The sequence below is a fragment of the Thalassomonas sp. RHCl1 genome, assembly GCF_947387555.1.
GTDB lineage: Bacteria > Pseudomonadota > Gammaproteobacteria > Enterobacterales > Alteromonadaceae > Thalassomonas.
In genome coordinates this window covers 546,111-566,505 of sequence record NZ_CANDNZ010000003.1, presented here as the reverse complement: position 1 = coordinate 566,505, position 20,395 = coordinate 546,111, and the positions used below count along the sequence as shown (strand labels likewise).

Here is a 20,395-nt window from a genome sequence, read left to right as displayed (position 1 = left end):
GTTAAAAGTGAACTTCTTGATGAGGTTGAGTTTTAAATGAATGAAACAAAGATCCTGGTTCAGCAATTGGCTGAACAAGGCATTGAAGTCTATTTGCAGAAAGGAAAGTTAAAGGCAAGAGCATTAAAGGGAGGTTTAACGCCCGAATATACTCAGTTGATTAAAAATAATCTCGATAAGATTATTGAATATCTGCACCAAACCCAGGAAAAAGATGTTTTAAAATCTGCAAAAACTAAAATCGTTCCCGCCGGAAATGATAAAAAAGCCCTCTCCTTTGCCCAGCAGAGGTTATGGTTTATCGACCAACTCCAGGGAAGCAGCGAAGAATATAATATGCCGCTGGCATTTGAAGTGAAGGGGGAGTTTGACCCTAAAACTGCCGAGCAGGCGCTGTCGGCGATCATTGAACGACATGAAGTTTTACGTACGGTTTATATTGAAGATGATGACCAGCCCGGTTTGCACTTGATAACAGATCATAACTTTACCCTTACTCTGCATGATCTGTCGGCGCTTGAACCTGTCGCGCAACAGCAAAAGTTAACGGCACTCATCGATGCTGATACGCAGCAATCATTTGTTTTAAAAGAAGATTTAATGATTCGTGCCAGTTTTGTTGTTTTGGATAAAGGCGATAAGAAACAGCAGCGCCAGCCCAGGGGGGCGTTATTATTTAATATGCATCATATCGCTTCCGACGGTTGGTCGATGGAAGTATTAATTCGTGAATTTTTGACCTTATATCAGTCGATTAGTCAAGGCAAGACAGCATCGCTGCCACCTCTGGAAATTCAGTATGCCGATTATGCCCACTGGCAAAGAGCATGGTTGCAGGGAGAGGTGCTGGAAAAGCAACTGGGTTATTGGGATAAGCAGCTGGCGGATGCGCCGCCGGCGCATTCCCTGCTTCTGGATAAGCCCAGACCCGAAATCAAGCAATACAGCGGCGGCAGTGTCTCCGGACAGTTGTCTGCCGGGGTGGCAAGGCAGCTTAAGATGCTGGCTTCCCACTATCAGTTAACCCCCTTTATGTTGCTGCACGGCGCCCTGGCGCTGGTGTTGTCACGTCACAGCAACAGCAAGGACATTATTATCGGCACCCCGGTGGCGAACCGGATGCAGGCGGAGCTTGAGCCGTTAATCGGCTTCTTCGTTAATACCCTGGTGCTGCGGCTGGATACCGGGCATCAGCGCCTTAAAGATTATCTTGCCCATGTACGCCAGGTACATTTAGACGGACAAGATAATCAGGATGTGCCCTTTGAACAGTTAATCGAACGCTTAAAAATTCCCCGTAACAACAGCCACTCCCCGCTGTTCCAGATCATGTTGTCCACCAATAATGATTTTGGCCTGGGGGATAAATCCGGCGGTAACAGCCTGGATTTAGCCGGGGTGTCGCTTGCGCCATTAGCCAGTGATAAAATTGCTGCTAAGTTTGATTTGGAGATCGGCATTAATATCAGCGATCAGGGCGTGGGGCTAGACTGGACTTACGATAACAGTATTTTCACCGGCGAGCATATCGGCCAGCTTAATGAGCACCTGTTGATGGTGTTAACGTCACTGGCAGGCATACCCACATCTGCCGATCCCGAACTCAGGGAGTTAAGCGGCGTATTGCCGCAACAAGAACTTGATACCCTACAGACCTTTGCCCGGGGCCCTAAAGTCATCCGGACTCAGGAAGCGCTGGCACATGAATTATTTGAACGCCAGGTTGAGCAGACCCCGGATAAAGCCGCTTTATTTTTTAAAGAGCAACAACTGAGCTACCGGGAAGTGAATACCCGCGCCAACCGGTTAGCCCGTTACCTGCAGGCGCAAGGGGTGAATACGGAAACCCTGGTGGGAGTCAGTGTTGACCGCTCGGCGGAGATGGTGATCAGCATACTGGCTATTCTCAAAGCCGGGGCGGCTTATGTACCGCTTGATCCCAGCTATCCCAAGGCCCGGTTGCAATATATTCTCCGGGATACCGGCATTAAACACTTGGTCACACAATCACATTTAGCCATAGAAAGCATTACTGAAGAAATAAGCACTGAAGAAGCCATCCAGACCATTAAACTTGATCATATCCAGGCGCTGTGCAGCGAGTTTTCAGGTGAAAACCTCTTAAATTCCCCGGGAGAACGTCGCCTGGCTTATGTGATTTATACCTCTGGCTCTACCGGCAACCCTAAAGGGGTATTGGTGGAGCATGCCAATCTGGTCAACTTCCTGTTTGCCATGAAGGAAAAGCCGGGATTAAGTGCGGATGACAGCTTACTGGCGATCACCTCGACTTCATTTGATATTCACTGTCTGGAGCTGTTCTTGCCTTTAGTATGCGGCGCCCGCTTAGTGGTGGCTTCTAAAGACGCCACTTCGGATGCGGACCAGCTGATGGCGTTAATCAAAAAGCACAACATCAATATTATTCAGGGGACACCGGCCACCTGGCGTATGCTGGTTGACAGCAACTGGCAGCCGGATTCGCACATCAAGATATTATGTGGCGGTGAAGCCCTGAGCCTGAGCCTGGCCAAACAATTACTCAGTAATGCCAATATCGAACTCTGGAATATGTACGGCCCGACCGAAACCACCGTCTGGTCCAGTGTCCATAAAGTAGAAGCCGATGAAAACAGTATTTTAGTCGGAAAACCCATTGATAATACTAAGTTTTATGTAGTCTCTAAAGAAGGCGACCTGGCGCCTCTCGGTGCAACCGGCGAGTTGTTGATCACCGGCGCCGGTGTCACCCTGGGTTATTTAAATCGCCCGGACCTCACCAGCAGGCAGTTTATTGCCAACACCTTTGAGCTTGGCGAGCGCAGCAGTGAATACGCCTACCGCACCGGCGATCTGGTGCGTTGGTTACCCGACGGCAACCTGGTGTGCCTGGGCCGTATCGATGATCAGATCAAGATCCGCGGCTTCCGGGTCGAGCTGGGGGAAATTGAAAACCAGTTAGCCCTTGATCAGCAAGTCGACAGCTGCCAGGTGGTTGCCCGGGAAGGGGCAACGGGTCAAAAACAGTTAGTGGCCTATGTCAAAGCACAAAACAGCGAGCTCAGCGCAGATGAACAACTTGCACTGAGCGAAACATTAAAGCAGGGCTTAAAAAGCGCTTTGCCCGATTATATGGTGCCGTCGGCCTTTGTCTTTATGGCAGAGTGGCCGCTGACCGCCAATGGCAAAATCGATAAAAAAGCCCTGCCTTCTCCCGATGCCAGTGTCTTGCAGGGAGAATATATTGCCCCGCAAACGGAAACCGAAACCGTCCTGAGCCGGATTTGGGGCCAGTTATTAAAACTGGAAGCGGAAGAAATCAGCACCAATGCCGACTTCTTTACCCTCGGGGGACACTCACTGCTGACGGTACGTTTAGTGGCGGAGATCCGCAAACAGCTGCAGGTGGAAATACCGGTGAAAGCCGTGTTTGATAGCGCCACCATTAAAGGCCTGGCAAAGATCATCGAACAGGGCTCACAAGGCGTGCTGCGCCGTGAGGTACAGGCGGTGCCGCGGGAAAGCGATGTGATGCCGTTATCTTTTGCCCAGCAAAGGTTATGGTTTATCGATCAGCTTCAAGGTGGCAGCGCCGAGTATAATATGCCACTGGCCTTTGAGGTCAGCGGCGATTTTGACAGTCATGCCGCCGAACAGGCGATGACCACTATTATCGAACGTCATGAGGTACTGCGCACTGTCTATCTGGAAGATGATGAACAAACGCTGCAAAAAATCCTGCCCGGGACGGCTTTTGCCCTCACCCGACATGATTTATCCGCTTTTGATGATGAGGAGCGCCGATCGCAGTTAATGGCATTAATTGATGCCGATATGCAGCAGCCTTTTGATTTAACACAAGATTTAATGGTACGGGCCAGTTTTGTCACCTTAGACAAAGATCTTGGCACCGGCGCCTTGCTCTTTAATATGCACCATATCGCCTCCGACGGCTGGTCGATGGAAGTCCTGATCCGGGAATTTGTTACCCTGTATCGGGCATTCACATCCAACCAGGCCAGTCCTTTGGCTCCTTTGAGTATCCAATACGCGGATTATGCCCATTGGCAGCAGGAATGGTTGCAGGATGAAGTGCTCGAAGCGCAACTCAACTATTGGGACAAGCAATTGGCGGATGTGCCGCCGGTACATGCCTTAACGCTGGATAAACCCAGACCCGAGGTCAAACAATACCGGGGAGATATTATCAGCGGCCGGTTATCTCCGGAAATTGCCGGGCAGTTGCAGGCCCTGGCTTCGCAGTATCAGTTAACCCCCTTTATGCTGCTGCACAGTGCGCTGGCCTTAGTGCTATCGCGCCACAGCAACAGCTCGGATATTGTGATCGGTACGCCGGTTGCCAACCGGATGCAGGCAGAACTTGAGGGGCTTATCGGCTTCTTCGTCAACAGCCTGGTGTTACGTGTCGATACCGGCCATGACACCCTTGAGGATTATTTACATCATGTGCGCCAGGTACACCTTGATGCCCAAAACAACCAGGATGTACCGTTCGAGCAATTGGTAGACAGGTTAAATATCCCACGCAGCACCGCCCATACGCCACTGTTCCAGATCATGTTATCCACCAATGACGATTTCGGTTTAGGAGATGCGGACAATTCACTGGATTTAGCCGGAGTAACGCTCACGCCGCTTTCCAGTGATGCCATCACTGCCAAGTTTGATCTTAATATCGGCATGAATATCACGGAACAAGGGCTGGATTTAAACTGGACCTTTGATACCGGCATCTTTAGTGCCGAGCATATCAATCAGTTTAACGAACACCTGCAAACCTTGTTAACGGCCATGGCGCAGCTGGCAGGGAAAAAGTCACCGGCAGCAAACACAGCGCTTACCAGCCTGGTCATGTTATCACCGCAGGAGAGCGAGCACCTGCTTTATGGCCTCAATAACACTGAATTAGCATATCCGCAAGATAAGCGCATTCATGAATTGTTTGCCGCACAGGCCGCCAAAATCCCGGATAATACTGCGCTGGTTTTTGGTGATGACAAACTTAGCTACCGTGAACTGAATGAAAAAGCCAACCGTTTGGCCCACCATTTGATGGCGCAGGGGGTAGGCGCGGAAACTTTAGTGGGTCTATATCTTAACCGCTCTATGGAGATGGTGGTGGCTATCCTGGCGATACTCAAAGCCGGCGGCGCTTATGTGCCGCTTGACAGCAATTACCCAGAGGGGCGGATCCGCTACATGCTGGACGATACCCAAGTGCAGGTGTTGATCACAGAGCAAAGCCTTGCTGATCGTTTCAGTGATGAAGATAATACGGCGTTAATGGTCATTGATGATGCCAATACCCGGGATTCTCTTGCCACAGCACCGGCAGAAAACCCTCAACAAACAGTGAGTGCGTCACAACTGGCTTATGTGATCTATACCTCGGGCTCGACCGGCCAGCCTAAAGGGGTGATGGTGGAGCACAGTAACATCCTGGCCTTTCATCAGGTCTTATTTGAGCAAATGGAAGCCATGGCACAGGCACAAGATCTTACCTGGCTTTCCGGCGCTTCTTTTGCGTTTGATGCTTCGATAAAAGGCCTGCTGGTACTGCTTAACGGCGGCAAGATGGTGATTTTGTCGGAGGAGGAAACCACAGATCCACAGCTTATCAGCCAGGTTATCGCTAAGCATCAGGTGGATGTCTATAATGCGACCCCGCAAATGGTCGATGAAATCGTCAAACTGGAATTGCCAAACCCGCCGGCGCTGATTTCCAGCGGTGATTTGTTAACGCCTTCGGTGTTTGCCGCTTTAAAAGATTATGGCTTAAAACATGGGCGCGCCGTGGCAAATGCCTACGGACCGACGGAAACCACCATCAACAGCAGTTTTACCCTGTTGAAGGAGACGTCAAACATCGGGCGTCCGGTGGCCAATACCCGTTTTTATATTCTTGATAACAATAAGCAGCTTGCACCTTTTGGCGTTGCAGGCGAACTTTATATCGGCGGCGAAGGCGTTGCCCGGGGATATTTAAACCAGCAGCAGCTGACACAGGACTGCTTTATCACCAACCCCTTTAGCGATGACGCTAATGACCGCCTGTACAAAAGTGGCGACCTGGTACGCTACCTTGTAGACGGGAATATAGAGTTTATCGGCCGGGTGGATGATCAGGTGAAAATCCGGGGCTTCAGGATCGAGCTCGGAGAAATTGAAAGTCAGTTGTCCAGGTGTGGGCAGGTGGTCAGCAGCCTGGTAGTGGCCCGCGAAGATGACGGCAGACACAAACAGCTGGTGGCTTATGTTAATCCGGCAGAAGATAGTACCGCCCTGTCCGAGCCGGGACCCTTTATCGAGGGCTTAAAACAAGCACTGCAACAGGCATTACCTGAATACATGGTGCCATCGGCTTTTGTGATGATTGAACAATGGCCGCTGACCGCCAACGGTAAAATTGATAAAAAAGCGCTGCCATCACCGGATAATACCGCCCTGCAGGGGGAATATGTTGCGCCGCAAACACAAGTTGAGCAAACCCTGACCCAAATCTGGGGCCGGTTGTTAAAAATGGATGCTGGCGATATCAGCACCCGGGCCAACTTTTTCACCCTTGGAGGGCATTCGCTGCTGACCGTACGTTTAGTGGCGGAAATTAGAAAACAGCTGCAGGTGGAAGTGTCGGTGAAAGCGGTTTTTGAAGCGGCCCATATCCAGGCATTAGCGGAAACGATTGCTTCGGCCTCACAGGCGGCGTTAAGGCCTGCCATTGTTCCCGTGGCGCGTGAAAACGAGACCATGGCGTTATCTTTTGCCCAGCAAAGGTTAAGTTTTATCGACCAGCTCCAGGGGGGCAGTCCCGAATATAATATGCCGGTAGCCTTTGAAGTGAGCGGGAACTTCGATGCCGATGCCGCCGAGCAGGCGCTGGCACGTATCGTTAGGCGCCATGAAATCTTGCGCAGTGTCTATCACAGTGCTGAGCAAGGCGGTGAAACCTTACAATACATTCTGGCCGAAGCGAACTTTACCCTGAGCCGTTTCGATTTAACCGCTTTGGATGAAGCGGCGCGCCGCCGCCAGTTAATGGCCTTGGTCGATGCGGATACGCAGCAGCCGTTTGATTTAACCAAAGATCTGATGGTACGGGCCAGCTATATCGCCCTGGATAACAACCAGGGCACGGGCGCTTTGTTGTTTAATATGCACCATATCGCCTCCGACGGCTGGTCGATGCAGGTATTGATACGGGAATTTGTCAGCCAATATAAGGCAATCACTGCCGAAGAAGCAGATCCTTTTGCGCCGTTGGAAATTCAATACGCGGATTATGCCCATTGGCAGCGCCAGTGGTTGCAGGGAGAAATACTGGAAACACAGCTTAGTTACTGGGATAAACAACTCGATGATGTGCCGCCGGTGCATTCACTGATGTTGGATAAGCCCAGACCTAAGGAAAAACAACATGTCGGCGATACCGTTTTTGGCCGCTTGCCGGACGAGGTAGCACAGCAGTTACAGGCATTAGCCAAGCATTATCAGCTAACGCCGTTTATGCTGCTGCACAGTGCCCTGGCCCTGGTGTTGTCCCGCCACAGTAACAGCTCGGATATTGTCATCGGTACCCCGATCGCCAACCGGATGCAGGCAGAGCTTGAACCCTTAATCGGTTTCTTCGTCAATACTTTAGTGCTGCGTCTGGACACAGGTCATGGCAAGCTGGAAGATTATTTCAATCATGTACGGCAAGTGCACCTTGATGCCCAAAACAACCAGGATGTGCCGTTTGAGCAACTGGTGGAGCGGCTGAATATAAGCCGCAATACCGCCCATACGCCGCTGTTCCAGATCATGTTATCGACCAACAGTGACTATGGCCTGGCCGGCAGCAACGGTGGTGAGAATACCCTGGATCTGGACGGGGTGAGTTTATCGCCGCTGGCAAGTGACAGGATCACCGCCAAATTTGATCTCGATATCAGTATCGATATCACCAGGGACGGCGTGGACTTACACTGGACCTTTGATACCAGCATCTTCAGCCATGAACATGTCAGCCAATTTAATGCTCATCTGGAAACCTTACTCACGGCGATGACGCAGCTCACTTTGGCAGATAGCGCTAATACCGAGATCAATACCTTAGCCATGTTAACGCCTCAGGAAAGCGAATATCTGCTGGAGGTCATTAACAGCAGTAGCGTCGATTATCCAAGCGATAGGGGCATTCATGAATTGTTTGCCGAGCAGGTACGCAAAACCCCGGATAATATTGCCCTGGTCTCTCAAAACAGCCAGCTCAGCTACCGTGAACTGGACGAAAGCGCCAACCGCCTGGCCCGCTATTTATTGGCACAGGGGGTTGAACAGGAAAGCTTTATTGGCGTGTGTTTAAACCGCTCCACTGAAATGGTGGTGGCGATCTTAGCCATACTGAAAGCCGGCGGCGCCTATGTGCCGTTAGATCCCGCTTATCCCGAAGCCAGATTACAGCATATTTTAACCGATACCAGGGTAGGGTATGTACTGACTGCCAGTCACCTGGCGGATGTGCTGGCGTTTGCCAAAGATGAGGCCGGTGCTGAGCTGCTTTGTCTTGACGATTCTGCGCTGGCGGCCAAGGTGTCGGCACAAGAAAGTTGTGAACCGCAAAATAATAAAACACACCGGCAAATAAATGCCGGTGACAGCCTGGCTTATGTTGTTTATACCTCAGGCTCTACCGGCCTGCCTAAAGGGGTGATGGTAGAGCATCACAGCGTAACCCGATTGGTGACGCACAGTAACTTTGTGCCTTTGGATGAAAACAGCCGTTTTTTACAGGTTGCGCCGATTGCCTTTGACGCCGCGACACTTGAGCTTTGGGGGCCGTTACTCAACGGCGGCCAGTGCCTTATTTTTGGCGATCAACATATAGATTTACACTTGCTGACCGACTTTATCGTTAAATATGAGGTCAACACCTTATTTTTAACCACAGGTTTATTTGACCAGTGGAGTGAAATAGCGTCACAGGCGCCGAGTGTTAAATATCTGCTGTCGGGGGGAGATATCCTCAATGCCGATTCGGTCAGGCGGGTACATGAAAACTTACCTGATGTTCAGGTGATCAACTGTTACGGCCCGACCGAGAACACCACGTTCACCACCTGTCACTGGATCGACAGAGATGATGACCTTGATGCGGGAACGCCGATAGGTAAGGCGATTCAAAATACCAGCACTTATGTGTTAAACAGCGCGCGGGCCCTGGTGCCTTTGGGTGTCGTCGGGGAATTATATACCGGCGGTGAAGGGGTCGCCCGCGGTTATCTCAACCGGGAGCAGGCAACACAGGAGAGTTTTATTACCAATCCGTTTAGCGATAAAGCCGGCGAGCGGCTGTATAAAACCGGCGATCTGGTCCGTTACCTCAGTGACGGCAACATTGAGTTTATCGGCCGGGTCGATAACCAGGTGAAAGTACGCGGTTTCAGAATTGAACTGGCGGAAATCGAGCATGAGCTCCATTTGTGCCAAGGAGTGCATTCTGCCGTGGTACTGGCCAGGGGAGAGGGCAGCAGCAAGCAGCTGGCGGCTTATGTTAAAGGCAATCGGGCGTATGAAAGCCAGGAAGATAAAACCGGCTTTATCACTGAGCTGAAAGCTGCGCTTGGTGTTGCTTTGCCTGAGTATATGGTGCCGGATATTTTTGTGATAGTGGATGAATGGTCGTTAACACCAAACGGCAAGGTCGATAAGAAGGTTTTACTGTCGCTTGAAGGAGTGTTGCTGCAAAGTGAATATGTCGCACCGCAGACAGAAGTGGAACAGGCCCTGACACAGATTTGGTCTTCGCTGCTTAAGCTGGAGGCGGACAAAATCAGCGCCAGCGCCAACTTCTTTGAGTTGGGGGGGCATTCGCTGCTCACGGTAAGATTAGTGGCGGAGATCCGCAAACAGCTGCAGGTGGAAATACCGGTAAAAGCCGTATTTGATGCCGCCACCATTCAAGGCCTGGCAGAGGTTATCGAACTGGGCTCGCAATCCGTGCTGCGCCGTGAGGTACACCCTGTGCCGCGGCAAAGCGATGTCATGCCGCTCTCTTTTGCCCAGCAAAGATTATGGTTTATCGACCAGCTGCAGGGGGCAAGTCCCGAGTACAATATGCCGACCGCTTTTGAAGTCAGCGGCGATTTTGACAGTCATGCCGCCGAGCAGGCGCTGAGCGCTATTGTCGAGCGCCATGAGGTGCTGCGCACCGTTTATCTGGAACAGGACGAACAGACGCTGCAGAAAATCTTGTCTGCGGCGGACTTTACCCTGACCCGACATGATTTGTCGGCGCTTGATGAGGACACGCGCCAGTCGCAGTTAATGGCACTGATCGATGCCGATATGCAAAAACCTTTTGATCTGACAAAAGATTTAATGGTACGGGCCAGTTATGTCACTTTAGATCAAAACCTTGGCAGCGGCGCATTACTCTTTAATATGCACCATATCGCTTCCGACGGCTGGTCGATGGAAGTCTTGATCCGGGAATTTGTTACCTTGTACAGGGCATTTACCTCGGGCCAGGCCAGTCCTTTGGCTCCGCTGAGCATTCAATATGCCGATTATGCCCACTGGCAACGGGAATGGTTACAGGGAGAAGTGCTGGAGGCACAACTGAGCTACTGGGACCAGCAGTTGGCGGATGTACCGCCGGTGCATGCTTTAACGCTGGATAGACCCAGACCTGAGGTCAAACAGCATAAGGGTGATAGCATCACCGGCCAGTTAGCGCCGGCGATTGCCGGGCAATTACAGGCCCTGGCATCACAGTACCAGTTGACCCCTTTTATGTTGCTGCACAGTGCCCTGGCCCTGGTATTGTCGCGCCATAGCAATAGCCCGGATATCGTTGTCGGCACGCCGATTGCCAACCGGATGCAGGCGGAGCTTGAGCCCTTGATCGGCTTCTTCGTCAATACCTTAGTGCTGCGGGTGAATACCGGCCATACGAGTCTTGAAGATTATTTACGCCATGTGCGCCAGGTGCATCTTGATGCCCAAAGCAACCAGGATGTGCCGTTTGAACAATTGGTTGACCGGCTAAATATTCCGCGCAGCACCGCCCATACGCCGCTGTTCCAGATCATGTTATCCACCAATACCGATTTTGGTTTGGATGCAAGTGACGGCGATAATCATGCGCTGGAACTGGACGGAGTCAGCTTAACGCCGCTCTCAAGCGAACATATCAATGCCAAATTTGATTTGAATATCGGCATGAATATCAGCGAGCGAGGCGTGGATTTAAACTGGACCTTTGATACCAGCATCTTTACTGCCGAGCATATCGGGGTGTTTAACCAGCATCTGAAAACCTTGCTAACGGCCATGGCGCAATTGACGCCGGAAGACGGTGCGACAGCAAAAACTAAGCTTACCAGCCTGGCCATGCTGTCGCCGCAGGAAAGCGAACACTTACTTTACGGTCTCAATAAAACCGAACTGGCGTACCCGCAGGATAAGCGTATTCATGAACTGTTTGCCGAACAGGCGGGCAGAACGCCGGATGATATTGCCCTGGTCTTTGCCGATGACGCCCTGAGCTACCGTGAACTTAATGAAAAGGCTAACCGTCTGGCCCATCACTTGATGGCGCAAGGCATAGGTGAGGAAACCTTAGTTGGCCTTTATCTTAAGCGCTCTATGGATATAGTGGTGGCCATTCTGGCAATACTGAAAGCCGGTGGCGCTTATGTGCCGCTCGATAGCAATTATCCAGAGGGACGGATCCGCTACATGCTTGCAGATACCAAAGTTAAAGTGGTGATCACAGAGCAAAGCCTTGTTGATAATCTCGACGGTGAAGAGAAAACTCGGCTGTTGTTGCTCAATGATCCCCAGCTGCAGGAGAGCCTGGCAAAACAGCCTGTGGAAAACCCTCAGCAAGTGGTAACGGCATCACAACTGGCTTATGTGATCTATACCTCGGGCTCCACCGGCCAACCTAAAGGGGTGATGGTAGAGCACAGTAACATCCTGGCCTTTCATCAGGTTTTATCTGAGCAGATGGCGACCATGTCACAGGCGCAAGACCTTACCTGGTTATCCGGTGCGTCCTTTGCCTTTGATGCCTCGATAAAAGGCCTGCTGGTACTGCTTAATGGCGGCAAGATGGTGATTTTGTCAGAGGATGAAACCACAGATCCTAACCTTATCAGCCAGGTTATCGCTAAGCATCAGGTGGATGTTTATAACGCCACTCCGCAAATGGTCGATGAAATTGTTAAACTGGAGTTACCAAACCCACCGGCGCTGATTTCCAGCGGTGATTTGTTAACGCCTTCGGTATTTGCCGCTTTAAAAGATTATGGCTTAAAACATGGACGGGCGGTAGCAAATGCCTACGGACCGACGGAAACCACCATCAACAGTAGCTTTACCCTGTTGAAGGAAACGTCCAGCATCGGACGGCCGGTGGCTAATACCCGTTTTTATATTCTTGATCAGCATAAACAGCTTGCGCCATTTGGCGTCGCAGGTGAGCTTTATATCGGCGGTGAAGGTGTCGCCCGGGGATATTTAAACCAGCAGCAACTGACCCAGGACTGTTTTATAAGTAATCCGTTTAGCGACAATGCGGATGACCGCCTGTATAAAAGTGGTGATTTGGTACGTTACTTAGCCGACGGTAATCTGGAATTTATCGGCCGGGTGGATGACCAGGTAAAAATCCGCGGCTTTAGGATCGAGCTCGGGGAAATTGAAAGCCAGTTAGCCAAGTGTGAACAGCTTGACAGCACTCTGGTACTTGCCCGGGAAAATGAAGCCAAAGAAAAACAGCTGGTGGCTTATATTAACCCGAAAGAATATCAAGCTGTCGCCTCCGACGCGGGAACCTTTATCGGGGTATTAAAACAAGCACTACATCAGACGCTACCTGAATATATGGTGCCATCGGCCTTTGTGATGATCGAACAATGGCCGCTGACCGCCAATGGTAAAATTGACAAAAAAGCCCTGCCGTCGCCGGATAATACCGCCTTACAGGGGGAATATGTCGCGCCGCAGACAGCAATAGAGCAAACCCTGACCCAAATCTGGGGCCGGTTGTTAAAAATGGATGCTGGTGATATCAGCACCCGGGCCAACTTTTTCACCCTGGGGGGGCATTCGCTGCTGACCGTACGTTTAGTGGCGGAAATTAGAAAACAGCTGCAGGTGGAAGTGTCGGTGAAAGCGGTTTTTGAAGCGGCCCATATCCAGGCATTAGCGGAAACGATTGCTTCAGCCTCACAGGCGGCGTTAAGGCCTGCTATTGCCCCAGTGGCACGGGAAAATGGCGCTATGGCATTATCCTTTGCCCAGCAAAGGTTAAGTTTTATCGACCAGCTCCAGGGGGGTAGTCCCGAATACAATATGCCAACCGCCTTTGAAGTGAGCGGTGATTTCGATGCCGATGCCGCAGAACAGGCACTGGCCCGTATTATCGAGCGCCATGAAATCCTGCGCACTGTATACCGTGAGCAGGCGATGGCACAAGGCGGCGAGACCTTGCAGCATATTCTGCCCAAGGCCGACTTTACCCTGAGCCGGTTGGATTTAACCACCCTGGATGAAGCGGCGCGCCGCTCCCGGTTAATGGCCCTGGTTGACGCAGATATGCAGCAGCCATTTGATTTAACAAAAGATCTGATGGTACGGGCCAGCTATGTCGTGTTGGATAAAAACCAGGGCACGGGGGCACTGTTATTTAATATGCACCATATTGCTTCCGACGGCTGGTCAATGCAGGTGTTGATCCGGGAGTTTGTCAGTCAATATAAGGCGATCACCACGGAGCAGGCGGCTCCTCTGGCGTCGTTGGAAATCCAATACGCGGATTATGCCCATTGGCAGCGCCAATGGCTGCAAGGGGAAGTGCTGGAAACACAACTGAGTTACTGGGACAAACAGCTAGCCGATGTGCCGCCGGTGCATGCTTTACTGCTGGATAAGCCCAGACCGGAGGAAAAACAACATGTTGGCGATGTAGTTTCCGGAGAGTTATCAGGTGAGGTTGCACAGCAGTTACAGGCGCTGGCCAAACATTATCAGCTAACGCCGTTTATGTTGCTGCATGCTGCCCTGGCGCTGGTGCTGTCCCGTCACAGCAACAGCTCGGATATCGTCATAGGTACGCCGATCGCGAACCGGATGCAGGCGGAGCTTGAACCGTTAATCGGCTTCTTCGTCAATACTTTAGTGCTGCGCCTGAATACAGACCATGGCAAACTTGAGGATTATTTCAATCATGTACGCCAAGTGCACCTTGATGCCCAAAATAACCAGGATGTGCCGTTTGAGCAACTGGTGGAGCGGTTAAATATTGCCCGCAGCACTGCCCATACGCCGCTGTTCCAGATCATGTTAACCACTAACAGTGATTATGGCCTGGCCGGCAGTAACGGTGAAAGCAATACACTGGACCTGGATGGAGTGACCTTGTCTCCGCTGGCCAGTGACAGGATCACTGCTAAATTTGATCTGGATATCGGTATCAATATCACCCGTGACGGCGTAGACCTGCACTGGACATTTGATACCAGCATCTTTAGCCGGGAGCATGTCGGTCAGTTTAATGAGCATCTGCAAACCTTGCTGACGGCGATGGCGCAAGTCACACCGACCGCCAGTACCGAGATAAATGCTTTAGCCATGCTTACGGCTCAGGAAAGTCAGTACCTGCTTGAGACGATTAATAACAGTGCCGTTGATTATCCAGGCGATAAGGGTATTCATGAATTATTTGCCGAACAAGTGTTAAAGACCCCGGATAATATTGCCCTGGTGTCGGAGAACGGTCAGCTGAGTTACCGTGAACTGGACGAAAGCGCCAACCGCCTGGCCCGTTATTTATCGGCACAAGGTGTTGAAAAAGAAAGCTTTATCGGGGTATGTTTAAACCGCTCGTCAGAGATGGTAGTGGCGATCTTAGCCATACTTAAAGCTGGCGGTGCTTATGTGCCGTTAGACCCGGGTTATCCTGAGAGCAGGCTACAGCATATTTTAACCGATACCGGGGTAGAACATGTGCTGACCGCCAGTAACCTGGTGGATGTGCTTGATTTTGCTAAAGATAATTCCGGTGTTGAGTTGCTTTGTCTTGATGATGCCACTCTGGCTGCCGAGGTTTTAGCACAAGAAAGTAGCGAGCCGGCAAAAATCAGTGCAGGCAACGAACTGGCTTATGTGATTTACACTTCTGGATCTACCGGCTTGCCCAAAGGGGTGATGGTGGAACACCATAATGTGACCCGCTTGGTGACCCACTGTAATTTTGTGCCCCTGGATGAAGATACCCGCTTCTTGCAATCGGCGCCGATCGCCTTTGATGCCGCGACACTTGAACTTTGGGGGCCGTTACTCAACGGCGGCCAGTGTATTATTTATGGTGAGCAACAAATCGATTTACAACAGCTGACAGAATTTATTGTCGAGCATGAGGTGAATACCTTATGGCTGACGGCGGGCTTGTTCGAGCAGTGGAGTGAAATGTCGGCTCAGGCCAGTAATATCAAGTACTTGCTGGCAGGAGGTGATGTCCTCAGTGTCGATGCCGTCAGGCGGGTTCGGAACAATATTCCGGGCATAACCGTCATTAACGGTTACGGTCCGACAGAAAATACTACGTTTACCACTTGTTACCAGGTTAACAATGATGATACACTTGGTTTGAATATACCAATAGGTAAAGCGATCCAAAACACCAGCACTTATGTGCTAACCGGCTCCCGGGCCCTGACGCCGTTAGGCGCAATAGGGGAATTATACTCAGGTGGCGCAGGTGTTGCCCGCGGTTATCTCAACCAGGAGCAGGCAACACAGGCAAGTTTTATTGCCAACCCGTTTAGTGACAGGGTTGGAGACCGCTTGTATAAAACCGGTGATCTGGTGCGTTATCTTGGCGACGGTAATTTAGAATTTATCGGCCGGGCGGATAACCAGGTAAAAGTACGCGGTTTTAGGATTGAGCTGGCAGAAATTGAACATCAGCTTAATTTGTGTCAGGGAGTACACTCGTCCGTGGTCTTGGCCAAGGGAGAGGGCAGTAGTGACAAGCAGTTGGTTGCTTATGTCAAAGGAGATCTCACGTATGAGACGTCTGTTGATAAAACGAGTTTTATCAATGAGTTAAAATCTTCTTTGACCAGTGCCTTGCCTGATTACATGGTGCCGGATGTTTTTGTCGTTGTTGATGAATGGTCGTTAACCGCCAATGGCAAGATAGATAAAAAAGCGTTACTGGCACTTGATGGCCTGTTACTGCAGGCCGAATATGTAGCGCCACAGAGCGAAGATGAACAAGCCCTGGTGCAGATCTGGTCTTCGTTATTGAAGCTGGATGCGGAGAAAATTAGTGTGACGGCCAATTTCTTTGAACTTGGCGGACATTCACTGTTGATTAACCGCCTGGTGCAATGGATGCGTGCTCATTATAGCAACAGCAAGCAGATATCGATTAAAGATTTATTCTTGCTGCAAACTATTAGGGAGCAGGCTGATTGGTTAACGGCGCCGGAGGCTAAGTTGGCGGCATTGCCGAAATGTGAAGTACTAGGGCAATATAATGCCGGTTTACCGGATGTTTATTTTGTCCCCGGGGTGGCCGGACTGGCGAAGATGTTTATGGATATTGCCAGAGGTGCGGCAGGCAGGTTTAATGTCAAAGCCTTTAATCATCAGGGATTGTTGGATAACAACATGCCTTTTGCAACGATTGAAAGCAATGCCGAAGACTTTGCCGGTTATATTTTGTCAGAGCAGGCACAGGGACCTTATCTGATTGCCGGGCATTCTTATGGCGGTGTGCTGGCACTGGAAATTGTCAGAAGGTTACGCGCCAAAGGCCATGAGGCAGAACTGGTGCTGATTGACAGCTACTTTGAGCAGCAAACCCTGATGCTCAAGGACAGTAAACAGCAAATTTCAGAGCAGATCCTTGCCGGGGATAAACTCCCTGAGCTTGATAATGAGCTGGATGTAGAAGAAAAAGAAAAAGTGGCACTGTTATATCAGACCCAGGTTGATTTATTTGCCTCTTACCGGCCACAGGCCCTGGAGGGGTTAACCCCGCTGGTGTTACTGGCAAGGGAGTCAAAATTTAACATGGGCTTCTATCAGCAGAAGCTGGGCAGTGTATTTGGTCAGGGAGTTATTTGTCATTCGGTTGACGGAGGGCATTTCTCAATGCTTTCAGGAGAAGGGGGACAGGAGGTATGTCATTATATCCATAGGCTGATCTCTTGAGGAGCCGTTAATTTTGTGGGGAACGGCAACCTCAATTTAGGTTAAGCTCCCGGCTTTGCCGGGAGCATACTCACACAGGTAAATCGCCCGATATCGTTATCGAGCCCGTTTTTCCGCTTGCGAGTTGCAAGGCAAACAAGCGGAATTAGATACAGGCCGGTAGCTAAAACAACAATGAAACGGCGATAGTTTATTTAAATAGGATTTAATAAAAATGATACTAAAAAATAATATTAAGCGTCCTTTCGCGTTTAATCGATTATTATGCAAGGCCATGATCCCTGCGGTTCTTTTGACCGGCGCCGGTTATAGCCATGCCAGTGATGTTGCTGCTAAAGCGACAAGTCATAATAAAGTGATGAAAGGCGAAAAAGCCGGCAATGCCGGTGATGTGAAAAACGAATCGTCTTATGTCTTATTTGAATCGGGGCAGGTCAGACCGCTGGCATTATCTGCCGATGGTTCGCGTTTATTCGCCGTTAATACCCCGGATAACCACTTAGAAATATATGATGTTACCGATAAGGGACTCAGCCATGTTTCCTCTGTGCCTGTGGGCATGGAACCGGTCGCGGTTGCGGTCAAATCTGACAGCGAAGTTTGGGTAGTTAACCATTTATCCGACAGTGTCAGTATTGTTGATCTGACTTTACCGGTTCCGGCAGTGAAAAAAACCTTACTGGTGGGGGATGAACCCCGGGATATCGTTTTCGCCGGACCAAATAAAGACAAAGCCTTTATCACCGCCGCTCACCGTGGTCAAAATGCTCCTTTTGATCCCCAGCTGCAAACGCCGGGCATAGGCCGGGCCGACGTCTGGGTGTTTGACTCAACTAAGCTGGGAGATGATCTTGGCGGTACACCACAAACCATTATTAATTTATTCAGCGATACCCCAAGGGCGCTGGCAGTCAGCCCAGACGGCAGCAAGGTTTATGCTGCGGCTTTCCAGTCGGGTAACCAAACCACGACCCTGAAAGCGGAAATGTTAAAAGGTGGCCTGGATAAAGCGGCACCCCATGTTGATATCAAGGGTAATGAGCAGCCTAAAACCGGTTTGATCGTTAAATATGTTGACGGTAACTGGGTTGATAACGGTGATCCCCTGACTAAGGCAGCGCCTAAAACCTGGAATGACAGGGTGCGTTTTTCCCTGCCGGATAAAGACGTTTTTGTTATCGATGCCATGGCCAAGACCCCTAAAGAAATAGAGTCGATCAGCCATGTGGGCACCACCTTGTTTAATATGGTGGTTAACCCTAAAAGCGGTAATGTTTACGTCTCCAACACTGATGCCCGTAACCATGTGCGTTTTGCCAGCTCAGGCGATCGCAGCGATACCCTGAGGGGTCACTTTGTTGAAAACCAGATCACCCTGATCTCCGGTGACAAGGTGAAGCCGCTGAACCTGAATAAACATATCACTTCCTATAATGAAAAACTCGGCACCCAAGCAGAGAATTACAGCAGTTTGTCTCAGCCGATGGAAATGGTCATTTCAAAAGACGGCGCCAAGCTTTACGTTGCCGCCTATGGTTCCAGCAAAATCGGTGTTTTTAATACCAAACAGTTAGAAGATGACTCCTTTGTGCCTAACGGCGACGATTACATTAAGCTTACCGGCGGTGGTCCAAGCGGTATTATTCTTGATGAAGGCAGAAACAAACTTTATACCTTGACCCGTTTTGATAATGCCATTGCCGAGGTTAATCTTGCTACCGGTAAGGAAACAGCCAAGGTGTTTATGCCTAACCCTGAGCCGGAAAGTGTTACCAAAGGACGTCCTTTCCTTTATGATGCGGCGTTAACTTCCAGCCGCGGGGATTCCGCCTGTGGTTCTTGTCATGTCTTTGGCGATATGGATCATCTGGCCTGGGATTTAGGTGATCCGGATGCTGCCGTTGCCGAGAGCCCCAACACTTACCTGGGTGTAGGACCTAAGTCGGAAATTAAAGACTTCTTCCACCCGATGAAGGGGCCTATGGTAACCCAGAGTTTACGTGGTTTACCGGGGCAGGGGCCGATGCACTGGCGCGGCGACCGTACCGGGGCTTCCAGAGATGAAGATGAAACCATCGAAGAGCAGGCGTTTGAAGACTTTAATATTGCCTTCGTCGACCTGCAGGGACGTGCTGAAGAATTAACCGAAGAAGAAATGCAACGACTGACCGACTTTGCCATGCAGCTGGAATATCCGCCTAACCCTATCCGGGCGCTGGATAACAGCCTGACGGAAAAACAGCATGCCGGTTTTAAAGAATATAATATCGGCGCCCAGATAGACCAGGGCATAGTTGACTGTAATACCTGTCACCAGATTGATCCTGCGGCCAAGCGATACGGCACCGTAGGTTTGATGAACATGTCTGTGGCGGATACCGGCCGTGCAGAAGACTTTAAGATCCCGCATTTACGGGCCTTATACCAAAAAGTAGGTATGTTCGGCAGCACCGGCGATGCCGAGAATGGCGAAGAGCACAAGGGAGATCAAATCCGCGGCTTCGGCTTTAACCATGACGGCGCCAGCCAGACGGTTTATGAAGTATTGTCGGAAGATATTTTTGAGTTTAATTCTGAAGAAGAAAAGCGTAATGTTGAGATCTTCAGTTATATGATCAACTCGAAATTAAACCCGATTGTCGGCCAGCAAATGACCTTAAACAAAGGCAACTATGGTGACAAAGTGGTACAGGAGCGCATCGACTTACTGGTGTCCCGCGCCAAGATTGAAAAACCTGTGCCTGAGTGTGACCTGATTGTTAAAGGTGTCATTGGCGGCGAAGCCCGCGGCGGTTTGATGCAGAGCAACGGCCTGTTTAAGTTGGACAGTATGTCTGACAGCTTAATATCCGATAAGAAGCTGAGAAAATTAGCTAAACAGGACGGAAACCACCTTACCTATACCTGTGTGCCCCCGGGATCAGGTCTGCGTATGGGCTTAGACAGAAATGAAGACGGTCACTTCGACCGGGATGAAGTTGCCCGCGTGGCCAAGGCCGGTGGTGCAAAGTAATCGCTGTCCGCTAAAGTGCAGGTAAACTAATCCGTGTGATTTTGTCAGTAACAGGTACTTTTCTCCCTGTTGCTTTCAATCACAGATATTTTTCCTTCGCCTTGTCCCGGGTCCGATAACGAATCGAAACATTCCGAAATCGGACCCGGG

At 50.4% G+C, this 20,395-nt stretch carries 2 protein-coding genes; both read left to right on the top strand.

Annotated features, from left to right (window positions below; genetic code table 11):
* Positions 1–36 precede the first annotated feature (36 nt).
* Positions 37–17,232 (top strand): non-ribosomal peptide synthase/polyketide synthase, encoded by a 17,196-nt coding sequence (locus QL234_RS12755; RefSeq protein WP_281558221.1) that lies wholly within the window; start codon positions 37–39, stop codon positions 17,230–17,232.
* Positions 17,233–17,506: 274 nt separating this feature from the next.
* Entirely contained in the window at positions 17,507–20,245 is a 2,739-nt protein-coding gene (locus QL234_RS12750) for a hypothetical protein (RefSeq protein WP_281558220.1), read from the top strand.
* The last annotated feature ends 150 nt before the right edge of the window (positions 20,246–20,395 follow it).

Excerpts from the sequence above, each read along its gene's own strand:
- QL234_RS12750 (WP_281558220.1), top strand. The coding sequence starts at position 17,507 with ATGATCCCTGCGGTTCTTTTGACCGGCGCCGGTTATAGCCATGCCAGT.
- QL234_RS12755 (WP_281558221.1), top strand. The coding sequence starts at position 37 with ATGAATGAAACAAAGATCCTGGTTCAGCAATTGGCTGAACAAGGCATT.